The following is a 14,129-nucleotide window of genomic DNA, read 5'->3' as shown; positions in this document are numbered from 1 at the left end:
CCGATCTTGAACCCTCGGATCAGAGGGTGCGCGCCTTAGCTTTCGTAGTCAATCGCGTGGCGCAGCTGTTTTTCGTATTCCAGTGCCTTGCCGGTGCCCAAAGCCACACAATTCAGGCTCTCGTCGGCAATCGACACGGCCAATCCGGTCTGTTCGCGCAGGGCCAGGTCCAGATCACCCAGCAGCGCGCCGCCACCGGTCAGCATCACGCCCCGGTCCACGATGTCCGCGGCCAGATCCGGCGGGGTGGTTTCCAGCGCGGTCATCACCGCCTCGCAGATCTGCTGGACGGGTTCCGACAGCGCCTCGGCCACCTGGGCCTGGCTGATCTCGATTTCTTTGGGAACACCGTTCAGAAGGTCGCGCCCGCGGATGTGCATCGACTGCCCGCGCCCGTCATCGGGCATCCGGGCGGTGCCGATGGTGGTCTTGATCCGCTCGGCGGTGGATTCGCCCACCAGCAGGTTCTGCTGACGACGCAGGTACGAGATGATCGCCTCGTCCATGCGGTCGCCCCCCACGCGGACTGAGCGAGCATAGACGATGTCTCCCAGCGACAGGACAGCCACTTCGGTGGTTCCGCCGCCGATATCCACGACCATGTTGCCGGTGGGATCGGTGATCGGCATCCCGGCTCCGATGGCGGCGGCAATCGGCTCGGCGATCAGACCCGCGCGCCGCGCGCCTGCTGACAGAACCGATTGACGGATTGCGCGCTTTTCAACCGGCGTTGCCCCATGGGGAACGCAGACGATGATCTTGGGCTTCGAGAAGGTCGAACGCTTGTGCACCTTGCGGATGAAGTGCTTGATCATCTCCTCCGCGGTGTCGAAATCGGCGATCACCCCTTCGCGCATGGGGCGGATGGCCTCGATCGAGCCGGGGGTGCGGCCCAGCATCAGCTTGGCGTCCTCGCCCACGGCCAGAACCTTCTTGACCCCATCCTTGACATGGTAGGCAACAACCGAGGGTTCCGACAGGATCACGCCACGCCCCTTGACGTAGACCAGCGTGTTGGCCGTCCCGAGGTCGATGGCCATATCCGCTGTGAACAGGCCGCCCAAACTGTCAAAGATCCCCATATTCCCCTGATCCTGTCTGTCAGATGTTTTCTACTGCCCGCGACTCGACGGTTCCGGGACGGATGACTTATAGGGTGCCATGACGCCCGGTTAAAGGCCTGATTCCGCGTAAATCAGCACCTTTCCGCCTCTTTGACAGGGACTTTAGAAGGCAACATGCTCTCATATCAACACATTTACCACGCGGGAAATCTGGCGGACGTGCAAAAGCACGCTTTGTTGGCATGGATGCTGGACTACATGACCCGCAAGGACAAGCCGATCAGCTATCTAGAGACCCATTCGGGGCGTGGTCTGTACCACCTCGATGCGGCCGAGGCCGTGCAGACCGGAGAGGCGGCGGCAGGGATCGGGCGCGCGCTGAGCAACGGGTGGTTTGCCGACGATCACCCGCTGGCACGCGCGTTGCACGCGGTCCAGGCGCAGTTTGGCGAAACGGCCTACCCGGGCTCGCCGATGATTGCGGCAAGCCTGCTGCGTCCGCAGGACAGTCTGCATTTCGCCGAGCTTCATCCGCAGGAATACGCAGCGTTGAAAAATGCGCTGACCGGGCGCGGTGCCAAGACCTACAGACAGGACGGGTTCGAGCTGGCTCAGTCGGTTCTGCCGCCCACGCCTCGGCGCGGGATGATGCTGATTGACCCTAGCTACGAGGTAAAGGCGGACTATGGCCGCCTGCCGGGGCTGATCGCCAAGTATCACCGCAAGTGGAACGTGGGTCTCATTACCCTGTGGTACCCGATACTGACGGACGATCGCCACGTTCCTATGGTGTCGGCACTGAAAGGCTTGGATCTTCCCAAGACGTTCGTGCACGAAGTTCGGTTTCCGCCCGCGCGTGAGGGTCACCGGATGATCGGTTCGGGCATGTTCGTGGTCAACGCTCCCTTCGGGATCGAAGACGAAGCGGCGCGTCTTTCCGACCTGTTCGCAAAGATCTGACGGCGCTTCGGGGGCGCGAAGGCCTCCCGCCCCGTCTGACAGCATCAAAGATGCCGCCAAACGTGTTGGGCCCGGCACCGCGCCTTGGCGCGGTGCCGGGCCCAAGTCCGTCAGGCTGCGCGGCGAAGCCGGGCTGCCGCGGGCGCGGGAGCCCTGCCTGCCATGTCTGATCAGGTCAGATCCTTGTAGCTGATCTCGCGCGCATCCGCGCCCGGGCCGGCCTTTTCGCGGCGCATGATCAGACGGTTCAGCGCGCTGATATAGGCCTTGGCCGACGCCACCACGGTATCCGTGTTCGCGGCTTGGCCCGTGGCGATCATGCCGTCTTCCTCCAGGCGTACGGAAACAGTGGCCTGTGCGTCGGTGCCCTCGGTGACGGCATGCACCTGGTAGAGCTGCAGATGCGCCTTGTTCGGGTAGATGGCCCGGATCGCCTTGAAGGTCGCGTCGACCGGTCCGTCGCCGTGCTCGGTGGCGATGACATCCTTGCCGTCGACCTCCAGTTCGACCGTCGCTTCGGCCTGACCGCCGGTGCCGCAGGTGACTTTCATCGAGACCAGCTGCAGGTGGTCGTTGGCCTCGTCATCTGCACTCATCAGCGCGATCAGGTCGTCGTCGAACACCTCTTTCTTGCGGTCGGCCAGATCCTTGAACCGCACGAAGATGTCCTTGAGCTGGTTGTCCCCGATCTCATAGCCGAGTGTCTCCAGTTTGTCGCGCAGCGCGGCCCGGCCGGAATGCTTGCCCAACGGAAGCGAGGTGCCTGAAAGGCCGATATCCTCGGGGCGCATGATCTCGAAATTCTCGCGGTTCTTCAGCATGCCATCCTGATGGATGCCGCTTTCATGCGCGAAGGCGTTCTTGCCGACGATCGCCTTGTTGAACTGCACCGGAAAGCCCGAAACCGTCGCCACCCGACGCGAGATGTGCATGATCTTGGTGGTGTCGATGCCCGTCTTCCACGGCATGATGTCGTTGCGGGTGCGCAGGGCCATCACGACCTCTTCCAGCGCGGTATTGCCCGCGCGTTCGCCCAGGCCGTTGATCGTGCATTCGATCTGCCGGGCCCCGCCTGCAACGGCGGCCAGAGAGTTGGCGGTCGCCATTCCAAGGTCGTTGTGGCAATGGGTGGCGAAAATCACTTCGTCCGCGCCCGGAACGGTTTCGATCAGACGTTTGATCAGGTCCGCGCTTTCAATCGGCGCGGTGTAGCCTACCGTATCGGGAATGTTGATCGTGGTCGCGCCGGCCTTGATCGCAATCTCGATCACGCGGCACAGATAGTCCCATTCGGTCCGGGTCGCATCCATCGGCGACCATTGCACGTCTTCGCACAGGTTGCGGGCGTGGCTGACGGTCTCGTGGATCTTCTCGGCCATCTCGTCCTGGGTCAGGTTCGGAATCGCCCGGTGCAGCGGCGAGGTGCCGATGAAGGTGTGGATCCGGTTCTTTCCGGCGTGTTTCACCGCCTCCCAGCACCGGTCGATATCGGCGAAATTCGCACGGGCCAGGCCGCAGATGCGGGCATTCTTGGCGCGCTGCGCGATTTCCGACACGGCCTTGAAATCACCCTCGGAAGCGATGGGAAAGCCGGCCTCGATGATGTCGACGCCCATGTCGTCCAGCAGTTCGGCGATTTCCAGCTTTTCGTCATGGGTCATGGTGGCGCCGGGGCTTTGCTCGCCGTCGCGCAAAGTGGTGTCAAAGATCAAGACGCGGTCTTGGTCGGTCACGTTGGTCATGGGAGTCACTTTCTTGTCTGTCCTAAAGCCATTGGCGCGCAGGCGTCCTCCTCTGAGCGGGCGCGCCGGATGGCACGCTCAGAGGCGGATTAGGATCAGTAGGCCACGCAGGGCAGCGCCGGCGGAAGCGGCGAAAGCAAAAGGGATATCTGCGCGGTTGATCATGGGTCCGAGGTTATACACCCCGAACCGGGAATGAAAAGAAGGAAAATGCGCGGTTGTCCGATTTCGCGAAGGGATCGGAAACGGGGATTGATTGCGTGGGCAACTCCGCTAGCTGGAGGGCGATGAGAAATGCTTTGGTCATAGGTGCAAGCGGCGGGATAGGCCGGGCCGTCTGCAACGAGCTTCTGTCGCGGTCGGTCCATGTGGTTGGTCTGTCGCGGTCGGAAAACGGGCTGGATCTGACGCAGCCGGAACTGGCCGACGAGATGCTGGGCCGGATCAAGGGGCCGTTCGACCTTGTTCTGGTCGCGTCCGGCGCGCTCGAGATCGACGGGGCGGAACCGGAAAAGACCATTCGGGCGGTTTCGGCCAACGCCATGATGGATCAGTTCGCCCTGAACGCAGTGGGGCCGGCGCTGGTTCTGAAACACGCGCATCGCCTGTTGCCGCGCAATGGCCGGGCGGTGTTTGCGGTGCTGTCGGCGCGCGTGGGCTCGATCGGGGACAACCGTCTGGGCGGCTGGGTCAGCTATCGCGCGGCCAAGGCGGCGGTGAACCAGATCGTGCACACGGCCGCAATTGAACTGGCCCGAACCCACAAGGATGCGATCTGCGTCGCCCTGCACCCCGGAACGGTCAAGACCCCGTTCACGCAGAAATACCTGGGCCGCCATCCCGCGGTCGAGCCGAGTGACGCCGCCCAAAACCTTCTGCGGGTTGTGGATGGTCTGACGGCTGATCAGACCGGCCAGTTCTTCGACTGGGCCGGCCAACCGGTTCCCTGGTAGCGGGCTATCCGTCCGATGGGGTGACTTCCGGGTCCTGTTCGGCCTCCGGCGCCTGCGGCTCGTTGCCCGATGGTTGTGCCGCGCCTGCTTCCGACAGAGCGCCGTTTTCCCACGTGCCGCTTTCCTCTTCGCCATTTGCATAGCGCATTGTTCCAGAGCCCTGGCGTTTGCCGTTCACGAAGTTGCCTTCATAGACATCGCCATTTGCATATGTCGCGACACCTGAGCCGGTGATTTTGCCGTCGGTCCACTGGCCGGAATACTTGAAGCCATTCGCCATCACGACCTCGCCCTCGCCATGGCGCTGACCGTTCTGGAAGTCACCTGTGTAGACCGTTCCATCCGCGTAGGTGGCGGTGCCCTTGCCTTGACGCACGCCGTCTACCCATTCGCCATCGTAGCGAGACCCGTCGGCACGGGTCAGAACGCCGGTGCCGTGCGTTCGGGCATTCTTGAACTGTCCTTTGTGGATCGTGCCGTTCGTGTAGGTCGCGGTGCCCTGACCTTCGATCACCCCCGCTACCCAGTCGCCGTCATAGGACGACCCGTCGGGATAGGTGATCCGGCCTTTGCCATCGGCGAGGTCCGCCTTGAAGTCACCGACATAGACCGAGCCGTCGGGATAGGTCAGTTCGCCCAACCCTTCGATCTGACCGTTTTTCCAGTCGCCGGTGTAGACATAGCCGTCGGTGCCAGTGAACGTTCCCTTGCCGTGTCGCCGGTCGTCGACGAAATCGCCTTCGTAGGTATCGCCGTTCGCGTAGGTCGCCTTTCCGTTGCCCTGCCGGCGCCCGTCCACCAATGCGCCTTCGTAAACGTCACCGTTGGCCTGTTTCAGTACGCCGGTTCCGGTGATCCGGTCCTCGGTCCATTCGCCGGAATAGATCATGCCGTCGGGCAAGGTCAGCGATCCGTTGCCCTGACGCTGGCCAGCAACGATGTCGCCTTCGTATACCGCGCCGTCCGCATAGGTGATCTTGGCCTTGCCCTGGCGAACGCCGTCCACCCAGTCGCCATCATAGACATAGCCGCCGGGGTCGGTCATGACGCCTTTGCCGTCATGCTGGGCGTTCTTGAAGCCACCTTCGTAGCGCATTCCGTTTGCGTATTGCGCGATGCCGGTTCCGTTTATCGCGCCGTCGGTCCAGTCGCCCTCATAGGTGCCGCCGTCGGCAAAGGTGATCTTGCCCTTGCCGTGCGGGCGACCTTTGACGAAATCGCCCTCGTAGACCGACCCATTGGCGTAACGTGCCACGCCCTTGCCCTGAATTTCTCCTTCGACCCACTCGCCGGTGTATTCAAAGCCGTCTGGCAGGCGATAGGTGCCGGTTCCGTGACGCAGCCCGTTTTCAAAGGTGCCTTCGTAGACTCCGCCCACGTCGTCATCCGCGGTGATGATCTGGCCCTGCTGCGCGGACGCGCTCTGTGCGGCGATGCCCATTGCGGCAACGGCAATCGTTGTACGAAAAGCGTTCATGGTGGTCCCTGCCTGCCCGATTGTCCCGTGGTGCATTGGTTCGTGCAAAACTATGACACTGATGAAGGTCGGGCAACGGGTTTTGCCGCATTGGCCTTTCACTTGCGGCCTGATCTGCTAAATGCCTTTTCAGGTGATTAGGGCAAGAGGGCAAAGATGGCCGACCATTTCCGCATCACGCTGGCGCAGCTGAACCCGACGGTGGGCGACATTGCAGGCAACGCCGCAAAAGTCCGTTCAGCATGGGAGCAGGGCCGCGCTGCGGGGGCCGATCTGGTCGCTCTGCCCGAGATGTTCATCACCGGCTACAACACTCAGGACCTGGTTCTGAAGCCGTCGTTTCACATGGCTGCCATGGCGGCCGTGCAGCAGTTGGCGGAATCCTGCGCGGATGGTCCGGCGATGGCCATCGGTGGGCCTTGGGTCGAGGGTGGTAACCTCTACAACGCCTATCTGATCCTCAGCCGGGGGCGGATCGTCAGCAAGGTGTTGAAACACCATTTGCCCAACGAGACTGTGTTCGACGAGGTTCGGTTGTTCGACGCCGGGCCTTTGGGTGGTCCCTACGCGGTGGGCAACACCCGCATCGGCAGCCCGATCTGCGAGGATGGCTGGCACGAGGATGTCGCCGAGACGCTGCAGGAGACGGGCGCCGAGTTTCTTCTGATCCCCAACGGATCACCCTATTTCCGCGACAAGCACGATGTGCGCCTGAACCAGATGGTGGCCCGTGTGGTCGAAAACGGGCTGCCGGTGATCTACCTCAACATGGTGGGCGGGCAGGATGATCAGGTTTTCGATGGCGGGACATTTGGCCTGAATCCCGGCGGCGAACTGGCCTTTCGAATGCCAGTCTTCGACGAGGCGGTGATGCAGATCGATCTGCGGCGCGGTGATGAAGGATGGGCCATCGTCCCCGCCGAAATCGCCGAGCAGCCTGACGCGTGGGAGCAGGACTATCGCGCCATGGTGCAGGCGTTGCGCGACTATATGGGCAAGACCGGATTCTCCAAAGCACTGCTGGGACTGTCCGGAGGGGTCGATTCCGCGCTTGTTGCGGCCATCGCGGTTGACGCTCTCGGGGCCGAAAATGTGCGTTGCGTGATGCTGCCGTCGGAATACACCAGCGCCGAGTCGCTGGAGGATGCCGAAGCCGTCGCCAAGGCGCTGGGTGTGCGATACGACTATGTTCCGATCAGCCAGTCCCGCGCCGCCGTCACCGAGACCCTGGCGCCGCTGTTTGATGGTCTTCAGGCCGACATTACCGAGGAGAACATCCAGTCCCGTCTGCGCGGTCTGCTGTTGATGGCGATGTCCAACAAGTTTGGCGAGATGCTGCTGACCACCGGCAACAAATCCGAAGTGGCGGTCGGGTATGCCACAATCTATGGCGACATGAATGGCGGCTACAACCCGATCAAGGATCTGTACAAGACCCGGGTGTTCGAAACCTGCCGCTGGCGCAATGCCAATCACCGCGACTGGATGAAAGGACCGGCCGGCGAGGTCATTCGCCCCTCGGTCATCGACAAACCACCCAGTGCCGAGCTGCGCGAGGATCAGAAAGACAGCGACAGCCTTCCCGATTACCCGGTCCTGGACGGTATTCTCGACATCTTGGTTGATCAGGACGGCTCAATCGCGGATTGTGTTGCAGCCGGGTACAACGAGGCTGATGCCCGCCGGGTCGAGCACCTGATCTATATCAGCGAATACAAACGCTTTCAGTCCGCGCCGGGCACCCGCCTGACACCTCGGGCCTTCTGGTTGGACCGGCGCTATCCGATCGTGAATCGCTGGCGCGATCCGAGCTGACGGAAACTGCGGCTGAGCGCCCCGTGCCCGGGTCCGGGTGTTTGTTTACAAATTGGCAGCAATAACGGGACTCCACCCTGACTGTTCTGCAGGTGGGGCGGTTTTGCTGACAGCGCTTGGCCGCATCCTTGTTTTTTGGACATTTTTTGCCATAGTTTAGGACCGATCTTGCCACATATTTTGAAAGATCGGCGCGCGGGGGCCGGGCATTGATCTGTCGGCCGAAGCGCAGTTGAAGACCAAGTTTTCTGGTGACGCATCCGTGGTGGGGTGCCGGTTATAAGGTTTAGGTGGTCCGATGGTTGATGGATATGACAAACCGCTGCATGCGCCGTTGAGGTACAAGACAATGGAGACGCCGGCGCGCGAATTGGATGAGGCGCGTCTAGAAGCGGCGATCGCCGGTGTGTTGGCCGAGGCTGACACAGAGAGCGAGAAACCGTCCGAGGAGTTCTCAGCCAAACACCCGGAATTGCCCGAGCTTCAACCCGAAGAGACCGAGACAGAGGCCCAAAACTCGGGTGTCGCAGCTTTGTTGCGTCAGAAATGGGCCGAGTTCTCGGGCGCGGCCTGAACCGGGTGCCGGTCTAATTGCATTGTGGCGTTTGCATCGACGCCACACAGCCGAACAAAGTGATGCTTTTTCCGTTATTCAGGATTGCCGGGTGACGTTTGCCAAGGCTCGATGAAGCTCGTGTCTGACTAACAAGATCCGTTGATGCCCGGCCCCAAGCCCAACCCTGTTGAATCCGATCTTTGCCTGCCCAAATCCGTTGACGTCGTGATCGTCGGCGGAGGGATTATCGGTGTCTCAACTGCGCTGGAACTGGCGGAACGTGGCAATTCCGTCCTCTTGTGTGAAAAGGGCCAGATCGGCGCTGAACAGAGTTCCAGGAACTGGGGCTGGGTTCGCCTGGGGCTGCGCGACCCGCGCGAAATACCGTTGATGACCGAGTCGCTCAGGATCTGGCAATCGCTTGATGAGCGGATCGGGCGCAAAACCGGCTATGTGCAATCCGGCATTCTGTTCGGTGCGCGGACCGACCGGTCCGCAGCTGATATGGAACGCTGGTTGCGAAACCTCGAAGGCTACCAGACCGGAGCGCGCATGGTTTCCGGATCCGAGTTGGAACAGCACATGCCCGGCCTCAAGACCAAGCTGAAGGCCGCGCTTTTCACGCCACAGGACGGACGGGCCGAGCCGCAATGGGTTGCTCCGGCGTTGGCCGAGGCGGCGCGTGACCAAGGCGCGGTCATCATGACGAATTGCGCGGTACGCTGCCTCGACCTGCAAGCTGGTCGTGTTGCCGGGGTTTACACGGAACGGGGGCGGGTCGCTTGCGATCAAGTGGTTCTGGCCGGGGGGGCATGGTCGCGGTTGTTTGCCGGCAACGAAGGAATTGCCCTGCCACAGCTGAAGGTGCTGAACACGGTTCTTCGGACCTCGCCTGTGGAACCGGGTCCGGAAACAGCTCTGTGGTCGGATGATTTTGCCATTCGCAAACGCGCCGACGGCGGGTACACGATCGCCTCGGGCCATGAAAACACGGTGGATATCGTGCCTGACAGTTTTCGGTTGGCCGCGAAATTCCTGCCGGCATTTGCGCAGGAATGGAAATCGCTCAGATTCCGCCTGTCGCACCGCTGGACCATTGAGGCGCGTCAGCGCCGGTCATGGGCGTCCACCGACGTAACCCCGTTCGAACTCTGTCGGATACTGGACCCCGAGCCGTCGCAGAAGGCGCTCCGCAAGTCATGGGCCAAGGCCCGTCAGGCGCTTCCGGCCCTGGTTGGTGCCGAAATCGTGCAGAGCTGGGCCGGGATGATCGATGTGACCCCGGATGCAATCCCGGTCATCTCGAACGTGCAGGAAATCCCGGGACTGGTGATCGCAACCGGATTTTCGGGACACGGATTTGGCATAGGGCCCGGTGCCGGCCGCCTGGTGGCCGATCTGGTGACGAACACAGCGCCTTGTGTTGACCCGGCCGCCTTTCGACTGTCGCGGTTTTCGGACGGAACGAAAGTACGGCCGGACCCGGGGTATTGATCAGCCCATCATCTGATAGCTGACAGGTACAAAGCGGAAGCCTTCGCCGCGCGGCTCGACATAGCCGGCGGCCGGGAAAGGCATGTGGTACCCGATCATCGGGACCTTGTCCGCGGCCAGCATACCCAACACGTTCCGACGCGATGCGGTTGCCGCTGCCTTGTCCATGTCAAACCGGACTTCCCATTCCGGATGCGCGAAGGACCAGACATAGTGATTGGCAAGATCGGCGGTCAGGATCAGCCGCTGACCGTTGCTTTCGAGATGATAGACCATGTGTCCGGGTGTATGCCCGAAGGCCGCCATGGCGGTCACGCCGGATGCAACCTCGCCACCGTCTTCGATGAACGACATCTTTTCAGTCATCGGGGTGACCTTGGCTGCCACAAGGTCGCCGACGCGGTTGCCGGCCTCCTGTGCTGACCAGAAATCGTACTCGGCCGCGGCGGTCACATAGCGTGCGTTCGGAAAGGTCGCGGCATCGTTGGTCGTCATGCCGCCAATGTGGTCGGGGTGCATGTGGGTCAGGACCACAACGTTGATCGCCTCGGGGCCAACGCCCGCATCGGCCAGAGCCTTCTGGATACCGCCTTGGCCCAATCCCGTGTCAAACAGGATCAGTTCGGATCCGGTATTGACGAGCGTTGGCGTGAAGAAGAACTGGGCAATGTCGGGCGAGATGAAATTGTCGGCGGATACCTTGGCAAACTCCTCGTCTGACGCGCCACCGCCGAAAATCTCTTGGGCGCCGTCTCGCGGCAAGCTGCCATCCAACAGGGTCGTGACCGTGAAATTGCCCAGTTGAAAGCTGCGGGCGACGGTCGAGTTGGCCTTGGTTTCGGCCCCGGCAGCCAGTGACTGTGTCGCGATAGACGCAAAAGGTAGCGCAGCGGCGGTGCCCAAAGCGGCCCGGCGGGTCAGTTTCATGGTCATTTCAAAGTCTCCCTGTCAGATTACGTGCGACGAATTAGAACGCTTTCGGATAATTGCCACTTTCCACTCTACCATATGGGCTGCGCGCTGGCCGAACGCATGTTAAATCTTGTTCATGTCCCGCTCAGAAAACAAAACCGTTCCGACCGATCAAAGCGTCCAGGAATTCTTGGCAGCGATCCTGCCGGCCGCGCGCGCCGCGGAGGCGTAGAGGCTGAACACCCTGTTTGAAACCGTCACCGGGTTTCGGCCGGTCATGTGGGGGCCATCCATCGTTGGATACGGGCGGTATGACTACCGCTACAAGTCCGGGCGGGAAGGCACGTTTCTGGCCACCGGGTTTTCCCCACGCAAGGCCGCGTTTTCGATCTATATCATGCCGGGCTACTCCGATTTCGGCAGTATTCTAGCGCGCCTGGGCAAGCACAAGACCGGCAAATCATGTCTGTACGTGAACAAGCTGTCGGACATTGACGAGGACGTGCTGGCCGAATTGATCCGCGCAGGGTTGGATGACCTGTCATCACGTTGGCCCATCAAGTCCGAGTAAACGGCAAGCATTCGCACCGCCTTCTGGACAAAAACGCGCTCATGTGACATGAGCCGCGCCAACAGGAGACATCCATGACAACCACCCGTTTCGCCCCTTCGCCCACCGGTTATATTCATGTGGGCAACCTGCGCACCGCGCTGATGAACTATCTGATCGCCCGCAAGGCCGGCGGCACGTTCATCCTGCGTATCGACGACACCGACCCCGAGCGGTCGAAGGAAGAATATGTTGATGCGATCAAGCAGGATCTCGAGTGGCTGGGTCTGCACTGGGATCGGGTCGAACGGCAGTCGGACCGGCTGGACCGCTATGCGGAAGCCGCCGACAAGCTGCGCGAGATCGGCCGGTTCTACGAAGCCTTTGAGACCCCGACCGAGCTGGACCTCAAGCGCAAGAAGCAGCTGAACATGGGCAAGCCGCCGGTCTATGACCGCGCCGCCCTGAACCTGTCGGAGGCTGAGAAAGAGGCGCTGCGGTCTGAACGCGGCAACGGCGTGTGGCGGTTCAAGCTGGATCATGAGCGCATCGAGTGGACGGACGGCATTCTGGGTGACGTGTCGATCGATGCGGCCTCGGTGTCGGATCCGGTGCTGATCCGTGGCGACGGGCAGGTGCTGTACACGCTGGCCTCGGTCGTGGACGACACCGAGATGGGCGTGACCGACGTGGTGCGCGGCGCCGACCACGTGACCAACACCGCGACCCAGATTCAGATCATCAAGGCGCTAGGCGGAACCGTCCCGCGTTTTGCCCATCACTCGTTGCTGACCGGCCCGCAGGGTGAGGCGCTGTCCAAGCGCCTTGGCACGCTGGCGCTGCGCGATCTGCGCGAGCAGGGCGTGCAGCCGATGGCCCTGTTGAGCCTGATGGCGCGGTTGGGGTCTTCGGATCCGGTGGAACTGCGCAGCGACATGGCCGAGTTGATCGAAGGTTTCGACGTGACCCGGTTCGGGTCGGCGCCGACCAAGTTCGACGTGCAGGATCTGTTCCCGCTGACGGCCCGGTATCTGCAGACGCTGCCGCTCGAGAAGGTTGCCGACGCGGTGGCCGCGGCCGGTGTACCCGATGAATTGGCCGAGCCGTTCTGGATGATGGCGCGTGAGAACATCACCACGCTGAACGATTTGAAGGGCTGGTGGGAGCTGTGTCGCGACGGGGCCGAGCCGCTGATCGACGACGAAGACCGCGAATTCGTCGCGCAGGCGATGGAACTGCTGCCCGAGGGGCCGTTTGACGGCGAGACCTGGGGCAAGTGGACGGCGGTCGTGAAAGAGGCGACCGGCCGCAAGGGCAAGGGCCTGTTCATGCCGTTGCGCAAGGCGCTGACCGGGATGGAGCGTGGCCCCGAGATGGCGACCTTTCTGCCGTTGCTGCAGGTCGTGCGGGCGCGAAAATAAGACACCGCGGGGCGGTGTCGCCTTTGATCTGAACAAGAACCAGAGGCGGGTGCTGCAGGCGCCCGCCTTCTTCACGCGGTTTGAACGATCCGGGCCGAAACCCGGGACAGGTGCTCATCGACCAAGGCTGTTTCGTCGGGGTGAAGCTGTTGGTGGCGCGGATAACGCGGCGCGTTCCGGTCATTCAGGATCGGCGCGTCCCACCCGTCGGTCGTGGCGAAGAAACGCTCGACACCCGGCAAGCCGAATGCGCGCAAATACCCCTGCACCACAACGTCTATATAGCTGAGCAAAACCGGGTGGCTGTGGGTCGGGTCCTTGCGGTGCTGTTCCGGAACCGCATAGACCGCAATCTCGACCTCTGTCTTCAGAGGATGAGTTATGGCGTGGGTGGCGGGGATCCGATCATAGGCCCACTCCCGTTCATCCAGTGCCGCCCAGTCGTTTTTGGGGACATGTGCGATCATGCCGTCGATCTCGCAGGCGGGATCCGGCACTGCGGTCAAGAAGGCGACCGGGCGCAGATCGGTATGCCGCCACGCCCGGCGCCAGCCCTTGAGTCGCGCCGGGCGCGGGTCGGGAAAGTCATGCGTGGCAAGGTTTACGAGGCTGCCATAGCCAAAGAAATAGGGCTCTGCCATGTCGCGTGCTGTCCTTCTTGACGATTGATGTATGTCAAACCGTTTTTTTGCGGTCTGTGCAATAAGGCTGCATCTTGAAATTCGGGGGGAGGATCTGATGCGGATCACCAAACGAACAAATATCGCCGTGCGGCTGTTGATGTATTGCGCTGCACATCCGGATCGGCTCGTGACGAAATCCGAGATTGCGGATGTCTGCAACATCTCGGAAAACCATCTGGCGCAAGTCATCAACCAGCTGGGTCAGCTGGGGTATCTGAGCACGCAGCGCGGTCGCAACGGTGGAATGACTCTGGGGCGGCCGGCGGACCAGATCCGGATCGGATCCGTCTTTCGCCATGTCGAGGGCAGTTTGCCGATCGCCGAGTGTTTTGCGGATGCCGACAACACCTGTCCGTTGACCGATGCCTGCCGCCTGCGTCTGGCGCTGCAGGACGCGGCCGAGGTCTTCTTTGCGTCGCTGGATGAAATATCGTTGGATGCTTTGGTTTGTGACAACGATCCCCTGCTGAAAATTCTGCAACCCGTTACCTGCGTGCGTTGA

Annotated in this window: 13 protein-coding genes; 8 read left to right on the top strand and 5 right to left on the bottom strand. The window is 61.8% G+C overall.

Features of this window, described 5'->3' with window-relative positions; genetic code table 11:
* Nucleotides 1–35: 35 nt before the first annotated feature.
* Nucleotides 36–1,082, bottom strand: a complete 1,047-nt coding sequence (locus tag ACR0BA_RS12995) for a rod shape-determining protein (protein ID WP_093963423.1) — start codon at nucleotides 1,080–1,082, stop codon at nucleotides 36–38.
* 156 nt (nucleotides 1,083–1,238) lie between these two features.
* Here ACR0BA_RS12995 and ACR0BA_RS12990 point away from each other — a divergent pair, with 156 nt between their 5' ends.
* Complete coding sequence (locus ACR0BA_RS12990; RefSeq protein WP_170360211.1) at nucleotides 1,239–2,024, top strand: 23S rRNA (adenine(2030)-N(6))-methyltransferase RlmJ; 786 nt, start codon at nucleotides 1,239–1,241, stop codon at nucleotides 2,022–2,024.
* Between the two features lie 170 nt (nucleotides 2,025–2,194).
* Here ACR0BA_RS12990 and ACR0BA_RS12985 read toward each other — a convergent pair whose 3' ends face one another.
* A complete protein-coding gene (locus tag ACR0BA_RS12985) occupies nucleotides 2,195–3,766 on the bottom strand; it encodes a 2-isopropylmalate synthase (RefSeq protein WP_480728308.1) in 1,572 nt (523 codons plus the stop codon).
* Nucleotides 3,767–4,053: 287 nt separating this feature from the next.
* Between ACR0BA_RS12985 and ACR0BA_RS12980 the strand changes: the two genes are divergently transcribed.
* Nucleotides 4,054–4,719, top strand: coding sequence for an SDR family NAD(P)-dependent oxidoreductase (locus tag ACR0BA_RS12980; RefSeq protein WP_480728306.1), 666 nt, complete (start codon nucleotides 4,054–4,056; stop codon nucleotides 4,717–4,719).
* 4 nt (nucleotides 4,720–4,723) lie between these two features.
* Here the strand turns inward: ACR0BA_RS12980 and ACR0BA_RS12975 are convergent, their stop codons facing one another.
* A complete protein-coding gene (locus ACR0BA_RS12975) occupies nucleotides 4,724–6,196 on the bottom strand; it encodes an MORN repeat-containing protein (protein WP_480728304.1) in 1,473 nt (490 codons plus the stop codon).
* Nucleotides 6,197–6,352: 156 nt separating this feature from the next.
* Between ACR0BA_RS12975 and ACR0BA_RS12970 the strand changes: the two genes are divergently transcribed.
* The 3 genes from ACR0BA_RS12970 to ACR0BA_RS12960 all read left to right on the top strand — a co-directional run bounded on the left by ACR0BA_RS12970 (nucleotide 6,353) and on the right by ACR0BA_RS12960 (nucleotide 10,061).
* Entirely contained in the window at nucleotides 6,353–8,011 is a 1,659-nt protein-coding gene (locus tag ACR0BA_RS12970) for an NAD+ synthase (RefSeq protein ID WP_480728302.1), read from the top strand.
* Between the two features lie 298 nt (nucleotides 8,012–8,309).
* Nucleotides 8,310–8,585 carry a hypothetical protein gene (locus ACR0BA_RS12965; RefSeq protein ID WP_480728301.1) on the top strand — a complete coding sequence of 92 codons (276 nt, stop codon included), beginning with the start codon at nucleotides 8,310–8,312 and terminating at the stop codon, nucleotides 8,583–8,585.
* Nucleotides 8,586–8,729: 144 nt separating this feature from the next.
* A complete protein-coding gene (locus tag ACR0BA_RS12960; protein WP_480728299.1) occupies nucleotides 8,730–10,061 on the top strand; it encodes an NAD(P)/FAD-dependent oxidoreductase in 1,332 nt (443 codons plus the stop codon).
* Here ACR0BA_RS12960 and ACR0BA_RS12955 read toward each other — a convergent pair whose 3' ends face one another.
* A complete protein-coding gene (locus ACR0BA_RS12955) occupies nucleotides 10,062–10,994 on the bottom strand; it encodes an MBL fold metallo-hydrolase (RefSeq protein WP_170601236.1) in 933 nt (310 codons plus the stop codon).
* Nucleotides 10,995–11,208: 214 nt separating this feature from the next.
* Between ACR0BA_RS12955 and ACR0BA_RS12950 the strand changes: the two genes are divergently transcribed.
* A complete protein-coding gene (locus ACR0BA_RS12950) occupies nucleotides 11,209–11,544 on the top strand; it encodes a DUF1801 domain-containing protein (RefSeq protein ID WP_480728627.1) in 336 nt (111 codons plus the stop codon).
* Between the two features lie 74 nt (nucleotides 11,545–11,618).
* Complete coding sequence (gene gltX / locus ACR0BA_RS12945; protein WP_480728297.1) at nucleotides 11,619–12,944, top strand: glutamate--tRNA ligase; 1,326 nt, start codon at nucleotides 11,619–11,621, stop codon at nucleotides 12,942–12,944.
* A 71-nt stretch (nucleotides 12,945–13,015) separates the two neighbouring features.
* On the opposite strand, the gene ACR0BA_RS12940 is transcribed toward gltX, so the two are convergent.
* On the bottom strand, nucleotides 13,016–13,585 hold the full coding sequence (locus ACR0BA_RS12940) for a gamma-glutamylcyclotransferase family protein (protein ID WP_480728295.1): 570 nt from the start codon (nucleotides 13,583–13,585) through the stop codon (nucleotides 13,016–13,018).
* 97 nt (nucleotides 13,586–13,682) lie between these two features.
* Between ACR0BA_RS12940 and ACR0BA_RS12935 the strand changes: the two genes are divergently transcribed.
* Entirely contained in the window at nucleotides 13,683–14,129 is a 447-nt protein-coding gene (locus ACR0BA_RS12935) for an RrF2 family transcriptional regulator (RefSeq protein ID WP_170360231.1), read from the top strand.

The sequence above is a fragment of the Ruegeria sp. CI5 genome (assembly GCF_056536885.1).
The sequence above is the reverse complement of the archived record's forward strand: the minus strand, read 5'-3'. Positions and strand labels throughout refer to the sequence as shown.

Excerpts from the sequence above, each read along its gene's own strand:
- ACR0BA_RS12995 (WP_093963423.1), bottom strand. The coding sequence starts at position 1,082 with ATGGGGATCTTTGACAGTTTGGGCGGCCTGTTCACAGCGGATATGGCC.
- ACR0BA_RS12990 (WP_170360211.1), top strand. The coding sequence starts at position 1,239 with ATGCTCTCATATCAACACATTTACCACGCGGGAAATCTGGCGGACGTG.
- ACR0BA_RS12985 (WP_480728308.1), bottom strand. The coding sequence starts at position 3,766 with ATGACCAACGTGACCGACCAAGACCGCGTCTTGATCTTTGACACCACT.
- ACR0BA_RS12980 (WP_480728306.1), top strand. The coding sequence starts at position 4,054 with ATGAGAAATGCTTTGGTCATAGGTGCAAGCGGCGGGATAGGCCGGGCC.
- ACR0BA_RS12975 (WP_480728304.1), bottom strand. The coding sequence starts at position 6,196 with ATGAACGCTTTTCGTACAACGATTGCCGTTGCCGCAATGGGCATCGCC.
- ACR0BA_RS12970 (WP_480728302.1), top strand. The coding sequence starts at position 6,353 with ATGGCCGACCATTTCCGCATCACGCTGGCGCAGCTGAACCCGACGGTG.
- ACR0BA_RS12965 (WP_480728301.1), top strand. The coding sequence starts at position 8,310 with ATGGTTGATGGATATGACAAACCGCTGCATGCGCCGTTGAGGTACAAG.
- ACR0BA_RS12960 (WP_480728299.1), top strand. The coding sequence starts at position 8,730 with ATGCCCGGCCCCAAGCCCAACCCTGTTGAATCCGATCTTTGCCTGCCC.
- ACR0BA_RS12955 (WP_170601236.1), bottom strand. The coding sequence starts at position 10,994 with ATGACCATGAAACTGACCCGCCGGGCCGCTTTGGGCACCGCCGCTGCG.
- gltX (WP_480728297.1), top strand. The coding sequence starts at position 11,619 with ATGACAACCACCCGTTTCGCCCCTTCGCCCACCGGTTATATTCATGTG.
- ACR0BA_RS12940 (WP_480728295.1), bottom strand. The coding sequence starts at position 13,585 with ATGGCAGAGCCCTATTTCTTTGGCTATGGCAGCCTCGTAAACCTTGCC.
- ACR0BA_RS12935 (WP_170360231.1), top strand. The coding sequence starts at position 13,683 with ATGCGGATCACCAAACGAACAAATATCGCCGTGCGGCTGTTGATGTAT.